Origin of the sequence: Limnohabitans sp. (assembly GCF_034680285.1) — a bacterium.
Lineage (GTDB): Bacteria > Pseudomonadota > Gammaproteobacteria > Burkholderiales > Burkholderiaceae_C > Limnohabitans_A.
Map to the genome: position 1 here is coordinate 145,778 of NZ_JAXITC010000003.1, position 14,305 is coordinate 160,082.

Annotated in this window: 15 protein-coding genes; 9 read left to right on the forward strand and 6 right to left on the reverse strand. The window is 55.8% G+C overall.

The features are described 5' to 3' along the window. Position 1: 1 nt before the first annotated feature. From ilvN to SWE17_RS04035, 5 genes are all read left to right on the forward strand, one after another. The gene (gene ilvN / locus SWE17_RS04015) at positions 2-493 is read left to right on the forward strand and encodes an acetolactate synthase small subunit (protein ID WP_053175395.1); all 492 of its coding nucleotides are present in this window, start codon (positions 2-4) and stop codon (positions 491-493) included. Positions 494-533: 40 nt separating this feature from the next. Beyond that, on the forward strand, positions 534-1,550 hold the full coding sequence (gene ilvC, locus SWE17_RS04020; protein WP_100117581.1) for a ketol-acid reductoisomerase: 1,017 nt from the start codon (positions 534-536) through the stop codon (positions 1,548-1,550). 118 nt (positions 1,551-1,668) lie between these two features. Further along, positions 1,669-2,484 (forward strand): CDP-diacylglycerol--serine O-phosphatidyltransferase, encoded by an 816-nt coding sequence (pssA, locus tag SWE17_RS04025; RefSeq protein ID WP_322991835.1) that lies wholly within the window; start codon positions 1,669-1,671, stop codon positions 2,482-2,484. Between the two features lie 197 nt (positions 2,485-2,681). Next, complete coding sequence (locus SWE17_RS04030; protein WP_322991836.1) at positions 2,682-4,220, forward strand: 2-isopropylmalate synthase; 1,539 nt, start codon at positions 2,682-2,684, stop codon at positions 4,218-4,220. A gap of 124 nt (positions 4,221-4,344) precedes the next feature. Continuing rightward, the gene (locus SWE17_RS04035) at positions 4,345-5,445 is read left to right on the forward strand and encodes a serine hydrolase (RefSeq protein ID WP_416234964.1); all 1,101 of its coding nucleotides are present in this window, start codon (positions 4,345-4,347) and stop codon (positions 5,443-5,445) included. Positions 5,446-5,514: 69 nt separating this feature from the next. Here SWE17_RS04035 and SWE17_RS04040 read toward each other — a convergent pair whose 3' ends face one another. Genes SWE17_RS04040 through aat form a run of 3 tightly spaced genes read right to left on the reverse strand, consistent with a single transcriptional unit; the run spans position 5,515 to position 7,848 of the window. Continuing rightward, the gene (locus SWE17_RS04040; protein ID WP_322991838.1) at positions 5,515-6,297 is read right to left on the reverse strand and encodes an IclR family transcriptional regulator; all 783 of its coding nucleotides are present in this window, start codon (positions 6,295-6,297) and stop codon (positions 5,515-5,517) included. A 49-nt stretch (positions 6,298-6,346) separates the two neighbouring features. Continuing rightward, the gene (locus SWE17_RS04045) at positions 6,347-7,084 is read right to left on the reverse strand and encodes an arginyltransferase (RefSeq protein ID WP_322991839.1); all 738 of its coding nucleotides are present in this window, start codon (positions 7,082-7,084) and stop codon (positions 6,347-6,349) included. Further along, on the reverse strand, positions 7,081-7,848 hold the full coding sequence (gene aat, locus SWE17_RS04050; RefSeq protein WP_322991840.1) for a leucyl/phenylalanyl-tRNA--protein transferase: 768 nt from the start codon (positions 7,846-7,848) through the stop codon (positions 7,081-7,083). The genes SWE17_RS04045 and aat overlap by 4 nt, the downstream gene beginning before the upstream one ends. 133 nt (positions 7,849-7,981) lie before the next feature. Here aat and pgeF point away from each other — a divergent pair, with 133 nt between their 5' ends. Next, on the forward strand, positions 7,982-8,770 hold the full coding sequence (gene pgeF, locus SWE17_RS04055) for a peptidoglycan editing factor PgeF (RefSeq protein WP_322993941.1): 789 nt from the start codon (positions 7,982-7,984) through the stop codon (positions 8,768-8,770). Here pgeF and SWE17_RS04060 read toward each other — a convergent pair. Beyond that, a complete protein-coding gene (locus SWE17_RS04060; RefSeq protein WP_322991842.1) occupies positions 8,684-8,974 on the reverse strand; it encodes a hypothetical protein in 291 nt (96 codons plus the stop codon). The genes pgeF and SWE17_RS04060 overlap by 87 nt on opposite strands. Positions 8,975-9,062: 88 nt before the next feature. Between SWE17_RS04060 and SWE17_RS04065 the strand changes: the two genes are divergently transcribed. Genes SWE17_RS04065 through phbB form a run of 3 tightly spaced genes read left to right on the forward strand, consistent with a single transcriptional unit; the run spans position 9,063 to position 12,772 of the window. Then, complete coding sequence (locus SWE17_RS04065; protein ID WP_322991843.1) at positions 9,063-10,781, forward strand: class I poly(R)-hydroxyalkanoic acid synthase; 1,719 nt, start codon at positions 9,063-9,065, stop codon at positions 10,779-10,781. Between the two features lie 24 nt (positions 10,782-10,805). Beyond that, positions 10,806-11,987: an acetyl-CoA C-acetyltransferase gene (locus SWE17_RS04070; RefSeq protein WP_322991844.1), complete on the forward strand. Its 1,182-nt coding sequence runs from the start codon at positions 10,806-10,808 to the stop codon at positions 11,985-11,987. Between the two features lie 47 nt (positions 11,988-12,034). Continuing rightward, positions 12,035-12,772, forward strand: coding sequence for an acetoacetyl-CoA reductase (gene phbB / locus SWE17_RS04075; RefSeq protein WP_100117905.1), 738 nt, complete (start codon positions 12,035-12,037; stop codon positions 12,770-12,772). A gap of 103 nt (positions 12,773-12,875) precedes the next feature. Here phbB and SWE17_RS04080 read toward each other — a convergent pair whose 3' ends face one another. Both SWE17_RS04080 and SWE17_RS04085 read right to left on the reverse strand, forming a co-directional pair. After that, positions 12,876-13,793, reverse strand: a complete 918-nt coding sequence (locus SWE17_RS04080) for a stomatin-like protein (protein WP_322991845.1) — start codon at positions 13,791-13,793, stop codon at positions 12,876-12,878. Positions 13,794-13,830: 37 nt separating this feature from the next. Continuing rightward, positions 13,831-14,250, reverse strand: a complete 420-nt coding sequence (locus SWE17_RS04085; RefSeq protein ID WP_322991846.1) for an NfeD family protein — start codon at positions 14,248-14,250, stop codon at positions 13,831-13,833. Between the last annotated feature and the right edge of the window lie 55 nt (positions 14,251-14,305).

A 14,305-nucleotide genomic window follows, 5' to 3' on the forward strand; every position in this document is an offset into this window, starting at 1 on the left:
CATGAAACACATCATTGCTGTACTGATTGAAAACGAAGCGGGCGCTTTGTCCCGTGTGGTGGGCTTGTTCTCTGCGCGTGGCTACAACATCGAGTCTTTGACCGTGGCCCCGACCGAAGATCCCAGCCTCTCGCGCATGACCATCCAGACCACAGGGTCGGATGACGTGATCGAGCAAATCACCAAACACCTGAACCGCCTGATCGAGGTGGTCAAGGTCGTGGACCTGACCGAAGGTGCCTACACCGAGCGCGAGCTGATGCTTGTGAAGGTGCGAGCCGTGGGTAAGGAACGCGAAGAAATGAAACGCATGGCTGACATCTTCCGTGGCCGTGTGATTGACGTCACCGACAAGAGCTACACCGTAGAACTGACCGGTGACCAATCCAAGAACGACGCCTTTTTGGAGGCGATCGACCGCAGTGCCATCTTGGAGACCGTGCGCACTGGCGCTTGCGGTATCGGGCGCGGCGAGCGCATCCTGCGCGTCTAAACTCAACCCTTGAAACTGTTTTATTCCTAAGGAGAACCCTGTGAAAGTTTTTTACGACAAAGATTGTGATTTGAGCGTCATCAAGGGCAAAACTGTTGCCATCCTTGGTTATGGCTCGCAAGGCCATGCACACGCCCAAAACTTGAACGACAGCGGCGTCAAAGTGGTCGTCGGTCTACGCAAAGGTGGCGCATCGTGGGACAAAGTCGGCAAAGCCGGTTTGACCGTGATGGAAGTCAACGACGCGGTCAAAGCCGCCGACGTGGTCATGATCTTGTTGCCCGACGAAATGATCGCCGAGGTTTACAACAACAATGTGGCCCCCCACATCAAGCAAGGTGCTTCTTTGGCTTTCGCCCACGGTTTCAACGTGCACTACAACCAAGTCGTTCCCCGTGAAGACCTGGACGTGTGGATGGTTGCCCCTAAGGCCCCAGGCCACACCGTGCGCAACACTTACACCCAAGGTGGCGGCGTGCCCCACTTGGTGGCGATTCACCAGGACAAGAGCGGCAAGGCCCGCGCTTTGGCCCTGAGCTACGCCATGGCCAACGGTGGCGGCAAGGCCGGCATCATCGAGACCAACTTCAAAGAAGAAACCGAAACCGACTTGTTCGGTGAGCAGGCTGTTCTGTGCGGTGGCGCGGTTGAGTTGATCAAGATGGGTTACGAAACCTTGGTGGAAGCCGGTTACGCGCCTGAAATGGCTTACTTCGAGTGCTTGCACGAGTTGAAGCTGATCGTTGACCTGATCTACGAAGGCGGCATCGGCAACATGAACTACTCGATCTCGAACAACGCCGAATACGGCGAGTACGTGACTGGTCCTGAAGTCATCAACGAAGAGTCTCGCGTCGCCATGCGCAATGCCTTGAAGCGCATCCAGACGGGTGAATACGCCAAGATGTTCATCTTGGAAGGCAAGACCAACTACCCAAGCATGACCGCGCGTCGTCGCTTGACTTCTGAGCACTCCATCGAAGTCGTGGGCGCACAATTGCGCGCCATGATGCCTTGGATCGCCAAGAACAAGCTGGTTGACAAGTCCCGCAACTGATCTGGCCTTTGGGCAAGATGGGAAAAGGCCACTCAGGTGGCCTTTTTCTTGGGCGCTGGGTCTGCCTTAAACTCAGCTGACACGGGATGGATCCAATAAACCGGAACAGGAATGGATGATGAACAAAGCCAACAACACCGCTGAAGACGCAGAAGGCCCAGTGCCGGTGCGCAAACCCTCCAAGGGCATCTACATGTTGCCCAACATGATCACTTTGGCGGCTCTGTTTGCAGGTTTCTACGCTGTGGTCATGGCCATCAATGGCCGTTTCGACTTGGCCACAGTGGGTATTTTCAGCGCCATGGTGCTCGACAGCCTGGACGGCCGTGTGGCCCGCATGACGAACACCCAAAGCGCATTTGGTGAGCAGATGGATTCGCTGTCCGACATGGTGTCTTTCGGCGCAGCGCCAGCCTTGATTGCCTACGTCTGGACCTTGAAGGAGCTGGGCCGCTGGGGATGGATTGCCGCGTTTGTTTACTGCGCATGTGCAGCCCTGCGCCTGGCACGCTTCAATGTCAACACGGGTGTGGTCGATAAGCGTTATTTCCAGGGCCTGCCTTCGCCAGCGGCAGCCGCTTTGGTCATGGGTTTTGTGTGGATCATGTTTGAAAACGCCGTGCCCGCCAAAGCAGTGTCTTGGGGCATGTTTGCCGTATGCATGTTTGCGGGCTTGACCATGGTGACCAATGTGCCGTTTTACAGTTTCAAAGACATGCACATGAAAAAGAGCGTGCCGTTTGCCACTTTGGTGTTGGTGGCCTTGGGCATCGCGGCCGTGAACATCGATCCACCCACTGTGTTGTTTGGCTTGTTTGTGCTTTACGGCTTGAGTGGTTATGTGATTTATATTTGGCGCAAGGCCAAAGGCCAACCCACCAGCATGATCAGCACTTCCACCGATGAGCCCGATGAACGGGGTTTGCACCAGTGATGTCCACTGCAAGACAGTTTGGGTTTTGAACTGTGCTACAGTATTTGTATGAAATTTTCTTTGTTTGCACTACTGCTAGCGCCCCTCGGGCGGGATGTGTAGCGCACGCAAACATTTTCCCAAAAGGCCCGAATGCCATCCGCATCGGGCCTTTTGCATTTTTGCTTGGACTTGCGGGTTTTTGACCAGGAGTGAACATGACTGACAAACTGATTATTTTCGACACCACCTTGCGCGACGGCGAACAATCGCCCGGCGCTTCCATGACCCGTGACGAGAAGCTGCGCATTGCCCGCCAGCTGGAGCGTCTGCGCGTGGACGTGATCGAAGCCGGTTTTGCTGCCAGCTCCAATGGTGACTTCGAGGCCGTCAAAACGATTGCCGACGCGATCAAAGACTCTACCATTTGCTCTTTGTCCCGAGCGAATGACCGCGACATTGCACGTGCCGCCGAGGCCCTCAAAGGCGCCAACAGCGGTCGCATTCACACCTTCATTGCCACGTCGCCCCTGCACATGGAAAAGAAGCTGCGCATGACGCCAGACCAGGTGTTTGAGCAGGCCAAGCAATCGGTGCGCTTTGCCCGCAATTTGGTGGGTGATGTCGAGTTCAGCCCAGAAGACGGCTACCGAAGCGACATGGATTTTTTGTGCCGTGTTCTTGAAGCTGTGATTGCTGAAGGCGCGACCACCATCAACGTGCCCGACACCGTGGGTTACGCGGTGCCTGAGCTGTACGGCGAGTTCATCCGCACCCTGCGTGAACGCATTCCCAACTCCGACAAAGCGATTTGGTCCGTGCATTGCCACAACGACCTGGGCATGGCGGTGGCCAACTCCTTGGCCGGTGTGAAGATCGGCGGCGCCCGCCAGGTCGAGTGCACCATCAACGGCTTGGGTGAGCGTGCGGGCAATTGCTCACTTGAAGAAGTGGTCATGGCGGTCAAGACGCGCCGCGACTATTTCGGTTTGGACATCGGCATTGACACCAGCCACATCGTGGCGGCCAGTCGCATGGTCAGTCAGACCACAGGTTTTGTGGTTCAGCCCAACAAGGCCGTGGTGGGTGCCAATGCCTTTGCCCACGCCTCGGGCATTCACCAAGATGGCGTGCTCAAGGCCCGTGACACCTACGAAATCATGCGTGCCGAAGACGTGGGCTGGACCACCAACAAAATCGTGCTGGGCAAGCTCAGCGGTCGCAACGCTTTCAAACAGCGTTTGCAAGACTTGGGCGTCACTTTGGACAGCGAGACCGAAATCAACAACGCTTTTGCCAAGTTCAAGGAATTGGCCGACCGCAAGAGCGAGATTTTCGACGAAGACATCTTGGCGCTGGTGGGGGACGAGAGTGTGACCGCTGAAAAAGAGCAGTACGGCTTCGTCTCCATGTCCCAACGCAGTGAAACCGGTGAGCGCCCTCATGCGGCGGTGGTTTTCACGGTCCAGGGCAAAGAAGTTCGTACCGAATCCGATGGAAATGGTCCGGTGGATGCTTCACTGAAAGCCATCGAGTCACACATCAAAAGTGGTGCTGAAATGGTGCTCTATTCGGTCAACGCGATCAGCGGTTCAACAGAGAGCCAGGGCGAAGTGACGGTGCGTTTGCAAAACAGCGGTCGCGTTGTCAATGGCGTAGGCTCAGACCCCGATATCGTTGTGGCTTCCGCCAAGGCTTACCTCAGTGCCCTCAATAAATTGCAGAGCAAAGCCGATCGGGTGGCTGCTCAAGGCTAAAAATAATTCTTAAGATGTACTATCTGGCTTGAATAAAGTCACGCAAGTCATTGTTCTTGCGTGACTTTTTTTATTTGGTACACTCAAATAAGATTAAGCAATTGATAGAAACACAATGTCCCCGATGCGATCAGGTTTTTCTTTTTCACCGCCAACGAGCGGGTCCTCCCTGAAGAAATTGGCAGCGGCCATTTTGGGGTGCGCCTTGTGGGTGACTTTTGTGTTGCCTGCGCCTGTTTGGGCGCAAAATAAATCGACGAACGACAAAAAGAAGCCTGTTGCTGCTCAAAAAGCGGTCAAAAAGGCGGTCAGCAAGAAGCAAGTCGCGGCCAACCCCAAAGCCAAGACCAACGTCAAACGGCTCAATGCCGTGCAGCGTCCTGCTGTGCCTATGCGTGCCTCGCATGGGCAGTTGGCGGGGCTCCACGCTTCATCAGACCCCTTGGATCTTCGTTCCAGCGTGGCTTTGGTCATCGACCAAGACACCCGTGAGGTGTTGTTTCGTAAAAATGACAACGCGGTCTTGCCCATTGCTTCGCTCACCAAGCTCATGACGGGTTTGGTCATTTCGGAGGCTCAGCTGCCGATGTCCGAAATGATCACGATCACCCAAGCCGACGTGGACACCGAAAAAGGCAGTTCTTCTCGCTTGGCTGTGGGCACAGTGCTCAGCCGGGGTGATTTACTGCACTTGTCTCTGATGTCCAGTGAAAACCGAGCGGCCCACGCCTTGGGACGCTCTTTCCCAGGTGGTTTGGAGCAATTTGTCAAACGCATGAACATGCGCGCTCAGGCCTTAGGCATGTCAGACACCCGGTATGTGGAGCCGACAGGATTGTCCAGTCGCAACCAGTCCAGTGCCAACGATTTGGCCGTTCTGGTTGGGGCTGCCTACAAAGAGCCTGTTTTGCGCGAACTCTCGACCTCGCATGGTCGCGAAATCGAAGTGGGTCGCCGCACCCTCCAATACAACAACACCAACCGCTTGGTGAAGAGTGCCAATTGGGACATTGGCTTGCAAAAAACGGGTTACATCTCGGAAGCTGGTCAGTGCTTGGTCATGCAAGCCCAAGTTTCTGGCCGAAAGTTGATCATGGTGTTTTTGGACTCTGCCGGCAAGCTCAGCCGCATCGCTGATGCCGAGCGCGTGCGCCGCTGGGTTGAAAAATCCGCCAATGCCTCTGGTACCCGACACTCCGCTTTGGCCGAACACCAGCCTGGGTGAGATGGTTCAAGCTCACAAAAAACCCCGCATGGCGGGGTTTTTTGTGGGCGATTCAATCCGCTGTTTTGTTCAGCCGTGCTGTTCGTGGAAGCCCAAAGTGCTGGAGATGTCGTGTGCTGTGGCTTGCAGTTTGGGTAGCCAACCTTCGTCCAAGCGGTCGGCGGGAGCAGAGATGGACAGACCCGCCAGCAATTTGCCTTGGTCGTCATAAATCCCCGCTGCAATGCAGCGCACGCCCAACTCTAATTCTTCATTGTCTCGGGCGATGCCGTATTGCTTGACCCGTGACAGCTCACGCTCGAGTACTTGCAATTGGGTAATGCTGTTGCGCGTTTGTCCCAGAAGGCCTGTGCGCGTGGCATAAGAACGCACCCGCAAAGGGTCATCGGCCGCCAAAAAAAGCTTGCCCACAGAGGTCAAGTGCAGGGGGGCGCGCCCACCAATGGCGCGGACGACTTGCATGCCAGACCGTTCGCTGTAAGCGCGTTCGATGTACACAATTTCATCGCCTTGCCGCATGCTCAGGTTCACGGGCTGCTGAATCAGTTTGTGCAAATCGCGCATAGGCGCCAAAGCCGCGTCACGCACGTTCAAACGGCCCTTGACCAGATTACCCAACTCCAGAAGGCGCATGCCCAATCGGTAATTGCCGGCCTCAGGCCGGTCAACGAATCGACCTGTGGCCAGATCATTCAAGATGCGGTGCGCTGTAGAAGGGTGAAGGCCCGTTTTTTCGCTGATTTCTTTCAGTGAGATGGCTTCTGAGCGAGAGGCCAGTACATCGATCAGCGAAAACATGCGTTCGATGACCTGAATGGTGGGTGTCGGCGTGAAGGCGGGGTCTTTTTTCATGGTGTCGTGGGGTGGCCTCAAAATTTTACACTGTGAAAATTTCAGACGCTTACGGCATGGGTTCCCATTGGCCATGGACCCTGATTTCGCATGGCACAAACCGAGATTTGTAATTCATTTTTGGGCTGGCCTCAATCCAATAGCCCAAATACACATGGGGCAGTTTCAACTTGCGGGCTTGGTCAATTTGCCACAGCACACCAAAGGTGCCATAGCTGGCTTCATCCGCCGGTTCGTAGAACGTGTAAACCGCTGATAAACCATGGTTCAGCACATCCACAATGCTGACCATTTTGAGCGCACCCAACTCCCCATTGGGTGCCGCTGCTCGAAATTCAATGATTCTGGAGTTGACCCGGCTTTGCAACAAAAATTGTTGGTACTGGTCAACGCTGTCTTGGTCCATACCACCGCCTGCGTGGCGATGGGTTTGGTAACGCAAATACAGGGCGTAATGATCGGGGTCAAACTGCAAATCGAGAATGCGAACTTGCAGGTGTTGATGGTCGCGCCAAGCACGGCGCTGGCTGCGGTCTGGCTTAAATGCCTCTACATTGACGCGCAATGGCTTGCAGGCTTGGCAACCATCGCAGTAAGGTCGGTAAGTGAACATGCCGCTGCGGCGAAAGCCCTGTTCAACCAAGTCCGAATACACCTCGTTATGAATCAGGTGGCTGGGCGTGGCAACTTGAGATCGGGCGGCGCGATCGGGCAGGTAGCTGCAATCGTAAGCCGCAGTGGCGTAAAACTGCAGGGATTGCAGGGGAAGTTCGTTCAAATGGGTCACGTTGCGTTGTCCAAATTCGCCAACAAATCCCAGTATAGAGTTTGATCAGCCCAATTTATTGGTGGATGGCTTCGCGCTTGCTGGACATGCTCGACAAACGCGTCTCGTGTGATTTCAGAAGCGCCCATCGATGCCAGGTGGTCGGTGTTTTGTTGACAGTCGATGGCCTCAATGCCGTGTTGAAGGCAAACGCTGACCAACAAGGCCAAAGCCATTTTGGAGCCATCGGTGACGGTGGTGAACATCGACTCGCCAAAGACAGCGTGGCCCAGCGCCACAAAATAAAGCCCGCCCACCAAGTTGCCACCCACCCAAAGTTCTGCACTGTGGGCCAGTCCCATGTCGTGCAACTCTCTGTAAGCTTTGACCATGTCGGGCACGATCCAAGTCCCGCTCTGCCCTTTTCTGGGGGTTTGGCTGCAACGTTCAATGACTTGTTGGAAATCCCGATCAAAACACAGGGAGAAATTCGGCTGAAGTCGCCCTCGTTTGAGCGCCTGCCGCAGTGAACGGTGAAACCTGAAGTTTTGTGGCCGCAACACCATGCGAGGATCGGGGCTCCACCAGAGAACGGGTTGGCCGCTGCTGTACCAAGGGAAAATGCCTTGGCTGTAGGACTCGACAAGCCGCATGGCCGATAGGTCAGCGCTGGCTGCGACCAAGCCAGGGGCTGGGGAATGGGCACCCCAGGCAAGGTCCGGTGTGGGCAAGGCTTGCCCCACGTCAATCCATGTCAGTTGGGGCTCGGAACGGTGGCGTGGCATGAGCACATTACACCTGAAAAGCGAGCGAGGACCTTGGTGTGCGCGGGTCAAGCGCCACTTTTTGGGTTTATCCTTCATCTCAAAATAAGCTTCCTTTGTTTGGGAGGCTTAGCCCTCTGTTGAAGCCCCATGTATGACCTCTTTAGCTGATTTTGGGTTTCAGGCCGACTGGCCAGCACCTCCGCACGTCCGGACTTTGATGACAGATCGACGTGGCGGTGTCTCTTCACCGCCATGGAACAGCATGAATTTGGGGGACCATGTGGGCGACGAGCAGGCCCATGTTCAGGGTAACAGGGCGCTTTTGCAGTCTGCCGTCGGCGCGCCACTTGTTTTTTTGAAGCAGGTCCATGGCCAGCAAGTGGCGAATTTGGATGCACACAGCAGCAGCGGGACCGAAGCCGACGCCTGTATCGCCACAGGGCCACAAGCCGCTTGCACCATCATGGTGGCCGATTGTTTGCCCGTTTTGATGTGCCACACCCAAGGCCAATGGGTGGCTGCCGCGCACGCCGGTTGGCGCGGTTTAGCGGGTCAGGCAGGGCAGGGCGTGCTGGAGTCCTTGCGCAACACTTCACCGCTGGATCAGACCCGCTCTGAAGATATTTTGGTGTGGCTTGGACCTTGCATTGGACCGCAAGCCTTTGAAGTGGGCGACGAGGTGAGGGCGGCTTTTTGTCAGCAAAAGGCTGCCCCAGAAGGGCTCTTCAAGCCCGTGAGGCCTGGCAAATGGCTGGCCGACTTGGCCGGATTGGCGCGTTGGCGTTTGTGCCAACTTGGGATCGAACAGATTTACGGCAATGACGGCCATCCCGACTGGTGCACGGTCAACAACTCAGTCCGGTTCTTTTCTCACAGGCGAGACAGCCCCACTTTGGGGCAGTCCGGTCGAATGGCTGCTTGTATCTGGCTCACGTCCTGATGCCGGATTTTCCTGTTCAGCTTTGCGCAAGCGTTCTTTGCGGCGCAAGGGTGTTCCCCCCAAATAAATCACCAAGGACATGGGCAGAACACCGTACAACAGAAAAGTGATGATGGCGCCCAATACCGTCCCTTGAGTGCTAAAGGCTTCAGCCAAGCCCATCAGCAAGGTCACATACAGCCAGGCAATAACGATCAAATACATTTTTTTGGGCTTTGTAATTTAGGCGACATCAAATTGAAAGATACTGAGTGCAACGGATATCAAAAAAACAACTTTCAGGAGACTGGCCATGAGTGGACCAACACCAGAGTTTTGGAACCAATGGGGTGAAGGTTTTCAAGAAAACCTGGCCAAAAGCTGGGGGCAAGCCATGCAGCATTTTCAAACCATCGACTTGGGTGGCTTGAAATCAGTCGCAACCCCGACCAGCGCTCCCCTGCAATTCTCACAGGAAAAGCTCAAAACCCTGCAAGGGCAGTATTTCAAAGACGCCTCTGAGTTGTGGAATCAAGGCTTGCAAAGCTCTGTCCAAGTCAAAGATCGGCGTTTTTCGGGTGAGGCTTGGGCTGCCAATCCGATGGCTGCATTCAATGCGGCCACTTATTTGTTGAACGCTCGAACCCTCATGGGTTTGGCCGATGCGGTGGATGCCGACGAAAAAACACGTACCCGTATTCGCTTTGCCATTGAGCAATGGGTGGCCGCTTCGGCTCCCAGTAACTTTCTGGCATTCAATGCCGAGGCGCAAAAGAAAGCGATCGAGACAAAAGGCGAAAGCATCGCCAAAGGGATTCAGAACCTGATGCACGACATGCAGCAAGGCCATGTCTCCATGACCGATGAAAGCCTGTTTGAAGTCGGCAAGAACGTCGCCACCACCGAAGGTGCCGTGGTTTTTGAAAACGAGTTTTTCCAACTCATCGAATACAAACCGCTGACCGCCAAGGTTTATGAAAAGCCGTTTTTGCTGGTGCCGCCTTGCATCAACAAGTTCTACATCCTGGATTTACAGCCCGAAAACTCACTGATCCGCTACGCCGTGAGCCAAGGCCACCGAACTTTTGTGGTGAGCTGGCGCAACCCTGATGAGTCCATGGCGAAAAAAAGCTGGGACGACTACATCGAACACGCCGCCATAGAGGCCATCCACACCGTGCAAGCGATCACGGGCGCACCCAAGATCAACGCTTTGGGCTTTTGCGTGGGTGGCACCATCCTCTCAACAGCACTCGCTGTTTTGGCCGCTCGGGGTGAAAAACCGGTGGCCAGTGCGACTTTCCTCACCACCCTGATCAACTTCACCGACACCGGCATTTTGGATGTGTTCATTGACGAGAACTTCGTCAAATTCCGTGAGCAGCAAATGGGGCAAGGTGGCTTGCTCAAGGGCCAGGACTTGGCCTCTACTTTCAGCTTTTTGCGCCCCAACGACTTGGTTTGGAACTACGTGGTGGGCAATTACCTCAAGGGCGAAACTCCGCCGCCTTTTGACTTGCTTTACTGGAACAGCGACTCGACCAACTTGCCCGGCCCTTTCTACGCCTGGTATTTGCGCCACACTTACCTTGAGAACAACCTGGTCAAACCCGCCAAGGTCAAAGTCTGCGGCGAAAGCATTGATCTGGGCAAAGTCGACATACCGGTTTACATCTACGGTTCGCGCGAAGACCACATCGTGCCGATCGGCGGGGCTTATGCCAGCACGCAAGTTTTGCCAGGCAAAAAGCGTTTTGTGATGGGAGCTTCGGGTCACATCGCAGGTGTGATTAACCCACCCGCAGCGAAAAAACGCAGCCACTGGCTGAGCGAAGGCAGCAAATTCCCCGCCGATGTGAACAGCTGGATTGCCAGTGCCAAAGAAGTGCCGGGCAGCTGGTGGACCGATTGGTCGGATTGGCTCAAAACCCATGCGGGCAAGCAAATTACAGCACCCAAAACCTATGGCAAAGCGGCCAAATTCAAAGCCATCGAAGCGGCTCCAGGCCGTTACGTCAAAGCCAAAGCCTGATTGATTTTTTTACTGGAGACAAAAATGGAAGACATCGTCATCGTTGCAGCAGCCCGCACAGCCGTGGGTAAATTTGGTGGCTCACTCGCCAAAACCCCGGCCACCGAACTGGGCAGCATCGTCATCAAAGGCTTGCTGGAGCGCAGTGGTTTGCCGGTAGACGCCATCGGTGAAGTGATCATGGGCCAAGTGCTGGCTGCTGGCGCAGGCCAAAACCCTGCACGTCAAGCCATGATGAAAGCCGGTGTGGCCAAAGAAACCCCCGCTCTCACCATCAATGCCGTGTGCGGCTCGGGTCTCAAGGCCGTGATGTTGGCCGCGCAAGCTGTGGCTTGGGGCGACAGCGAAATCGTGATTGCCGGTGGTCAGGAAAACATGAGCGCCAGCCCACATGTTTTGAGCGGCAGCCGTGACGGCCAGCGCATGGGCGACTGGAAGATGACCGACACCATGATCGTGGACGGCCTGTGGGACGTGTACAACCAGTACCACATGGGCATCACCGCAGAAAACGTGGCCAAGGCCCATGGCATCACGCGTGAAATGCAAGACGCTTTGGCGGCCGGTAGCCAAAGCAAGGCGGCTGCTGCACAAGAAGCTGGCAAGTTCAAAGACGAAATCGTCGATGTGATGATTCCCCAGCGCAAGGGCGATGCCTTGGTGTTCAACACTGACGAATTCATCAACAAGAAAACCAGCCAAGAAGTGCTGGCCGGTCTGCGCCCCGCCTTTGACAAGGCCGGTAGCGTGACCGCAGGCAACGCCTCGGGCATCAACGACGGTGCGGCCGCTGTGATGGTCATGAGCGCCAAGAAGGCTGCCGCTTTGGGCCTCAAGCCCTTGGCCCGCATTGCCGCTTTTGGCACCAGCGGTCTGGACCCAGCCACCATGGGCATGGGCCCCGTGCCAGCATCGCAAAAGGCGCTGGCCCGCGCGGGCTGGAAAGCCCAAGACGTGGATTTGTTCGAACTGAACGAAGCCTTCGCTGCGCAGGCCTGCGCCGTCAACCGTGCCTTGGACATCGATCCGGCCAAGGTCAACGTCAACGGCGGCGCGATCGCGATTGGTCACCCCATCGGCGCGTCCGGCTGCCGCATCTTGGTGACTTTGTTGCACGAAATGCAGCGCACCCAGGCCAAGAAGGGCTTGGCTGCACTGTGTATTGGTGGCGGCATGGGCGTTTCACTGGCCATCGAGCGCGTCTGATTTCAAATTTCCCATCATTTCAACCACTCATAAAAATGGAGACAAACATGAGTCAAAAAGTAGCGTACGTCACAGGTGGCATGGGCGGTATTGGTACCGCGATTTGCCAGCGCCTTCACAAAGAAGGTTTCAAGGTCATTGCAGGCTGCGGCCCAACGCGTGACTTCACCAAATGGCTGGACGAGCAAAAAGCCCTGGGCTACACGTTCTACGCATCGGTAGGTAACGTGGGTGATTGGGACTCCACCGTCGCCGCTTTCACCAAAGCGAAAGAAGAGCATGGCGTCATTGATGTGTTGGTGAACAACGCAGGCATCACCAAGGACCGCGTGTTCTTGAAAATGACACGCGAAGACTGGGATGCGGTGATCGACACCAACCTGAACTCCATGTTCAACGTAACCAAGCAGGTCGTGCCCGATATGGTGGAAAAAGGCTGGGGCCGGATCATCCAGATCTCTTCCGTGAACGGCAATAAAGGCCAAGCAGGCCAAACCAACTACTCGGCCGCCAAAGCCGGCATGCACGGTTTCTCGATGGCCTTGGCGCAAGAAATGGCCACCAAAGGCGTGACCGTGAACACGGTCAGCCCTGGCTACATCGGCACCGACATGGTCAACGCCATTCGCCCAGATGTGCTCGAGAAAATCGTGGCCACGGTGCCGGTCAAGCGCTTGGGCAAGCCCAGCGAAATCGCCTCCATCGTGTCGTGGTTGGCCAGCGAAGAGGGCGGTTACGCCACCGGCGCTGACTTCTCGGTCAACGGTGGTCTGCACATGGGCTAATGCTTGGCTTGCTCAGTTTGGCGCGGCCAAACTGGGCATTGCAAGTCAGCAGTACCCACGAAAAAACCCGCCTCGGCGGGTTTTTTGCGTCTGCAGGGCGGCTTCAGCTGGCTTGCTTGCCTGTGCTCACCATCTGCATGGCCGAAGCGATCAGGCCCGAGACCTCGCTCATATTGCCCGGCACGATCAGCGTGGTCTTGGCGTCTTGCGCCACCTTGGCATAAGCTTGTACGGCTTGTTCAGCCACTTTCAGCTGCACCGCTTGCTCGCCCCCGGGCTGCCGGATGGCCGTGGCGATGCGCTCGATGGCTTGCGCGGTGGCGTTGGCCATTTCGGTGATGGCAGCCGCATCGCCTTGGGCCTTGTTGATAGCAGCTTGCTTTTCGCCCTCTGAGCGGGCAATGAAGGCCTCGCGCTCGCCGGTGGCGATGTTGATCTGCTCTTGTCGGCGACCTTCAGAGGCTGCGATCAGCGCACGCTTTTCGCGCTCAGCCGTGATTTGCGACTGCATGGCCAGCAAAATTTCTTTGGGTGGTGTCAGGTCTTTGATCTCGTAACGCAACACCTTCACGCCCCAGTTGAGCGCTGCTTCGTCGATGGCGGCCACCACCTGCGCGTTGATGATGTCGCGTTCTTCAAAGGTTTTGTCCAGTTCCAGCTTGCCGATCACGCTGCGCAGGCTGGTTTGCGCCAGCTGCGTCACGGCCACGATGTAGTTGGAAGAGCCGTAGCTGGCCAATTTGGGGTCAGTGACTTGAAAGTACAAAATCCCGTCGACCTGCAGTTGTGTGTTGTCGCGCGTGATGCAAATCTGGCTGGGGACATCGAGTGGTATTTCTTTCAGGCTGTGCTTTTGGATCACGTTGTCCACAAAGGGCACCACGAAGTTCAGGCCGGGGGCCAGACTGGCGTGGAATTTCCCAAGCCTTTCGACTACCCATGCTTCTTGTTGTGGCACCACTTTGACTGTCTTGACGATGAACAAGACTGCAATGATCAAGAGGACTACAGCAATTTCCATGATTTTTCTCCCTGGTGATGAATGGATGGTCAAAAGCTCAAATTTTTTCGAGCACCAAGCGGTTGCCCGCCATGGACTGAATGCGGTAAACGCCCGGCGCAGCAGTTTGACCCGGAGCCAGCACGGCTGTCCAAGCTGCGCCTCGGTGTTTGACTTGCGCGCTGCCCTGGGCATCCCAGGCATCGACCTGTACGGTGGCGCCCAAGTCCAGATGTTGGTCATTTGCTTCTTGCGGCGTGGTGGTTTGGCGCTTGCGCCATTGGCCCAGCAAGACGGCCCCCAAGCCCCCCACCATGGCTGCGGCGACCAATTGTGTGTTCAGGCCTAGTCCTGCCATGGCCACCAAGGCTGCAGCCACGGCGCCCAAGCCCAACATCAAGAGATAAAAAGTGCCGGTCAGCAACTCCAGTGCCACCAAGACACCGGCCATAACCCACCACAATGTTGTGTCACCCATTTCGATTTCTCCTTGCTCAAGCGATCATTGTCAGGCTTACGAACTGTGTTCATTA

Excerpts from the sequence above, each read along its gene's own strand:
- ilvN (WP_053175395.1), top strand. The coding sequence starts at position 2 with ATGAAACACATCATTGCTGTACTGATTGAAAACGAAGCGGGCGCTTTG.
- pssA (WP_322991835.1), top strand. The coding sequence starts at position 1,669 with ATGAACAAAGCCAACAACACCGCTGAAGACGCAGAAGGCCCAGTGCCG.
- SWE17_RS04030 (WP_322991836.1), top strand. The coding sequence starts at position 2,682 with ATGACTGACAAACTGATTATTTTCGACACCACCTTGCGCGACGGCGAA.
- SWE17_RS04035 (WP_416234964.1), top strand. The coding sequence starts at position 4,345 with ATGCGATCAGGTTTTTCTTTTTCACCGCCAACGAGCGGGTCCTCCCTG.
- SWE17_RS04040 (WP_322991838.1), bottom strand. The coding sequence starts at position 6,297 with ATGAAAAAAGACCCCGCCTTCACGCCGACACCCACCATTCAGGTCATC.
- aat (WP_322991840.1), bottom strand. The coding sequence starts at position 7,848 with ATGCCACGCCACCGTTCCGAGCCCCAACTGACATGGATTGACGTGGGG.
- pgeF (WP_322993941.1), top strand. The coding sequence starts at position 7,982 with ATGACCTCTTTAGCTGATTTTGGGTTTCAGGCCGACTGGCCAGCACCT.
- SWE17_RS04060 (WP_322991842.1), bottom strand. The coding sequence starts at position 8,974 with ATGTATTTGATCGTTATTGCCTGGCTGTATGTGACCTTGCTGATGGGC.
- SWE17_RS04065 (WP_322991843.1), top strand. The coding sequence starts at position 9,063 with ATGAGTGGACCAACACCAGAGTTTTGGAACCAATGGGGTGAAGGTTTT.
- SWE17_RS04070 (WP_322991844.1), top strand. The coding sequence starts at position 10,806 with ATGGAAGACATCGTCATCGTTGCAGCAGCCCGCACAGCCGTGGGTAAA.
- phbB (WP_100117905.1), top strand. The coding sequence starts at position 12,035 with ATGAGTCAAAAAGTAGCGTACGTCACAGGTGGCATGGGCGGTATTGGT.
- SWE17_RS04080 (WP_322991845.1), bottom strand. The coding sequence starts at position 13,793 with ATGGAAATTGCTGTAGTCCTCTTGATCATTGCAGTCTTGTTCATCGTC.
- SWE17_RS04085 (WP_322991846.1), bottom strand. The coding sequence starts at position 14,250 with ATGGGTGACACAACATTGTGGTGGGTTATGGCCGGTGTCTTGGTGGCA.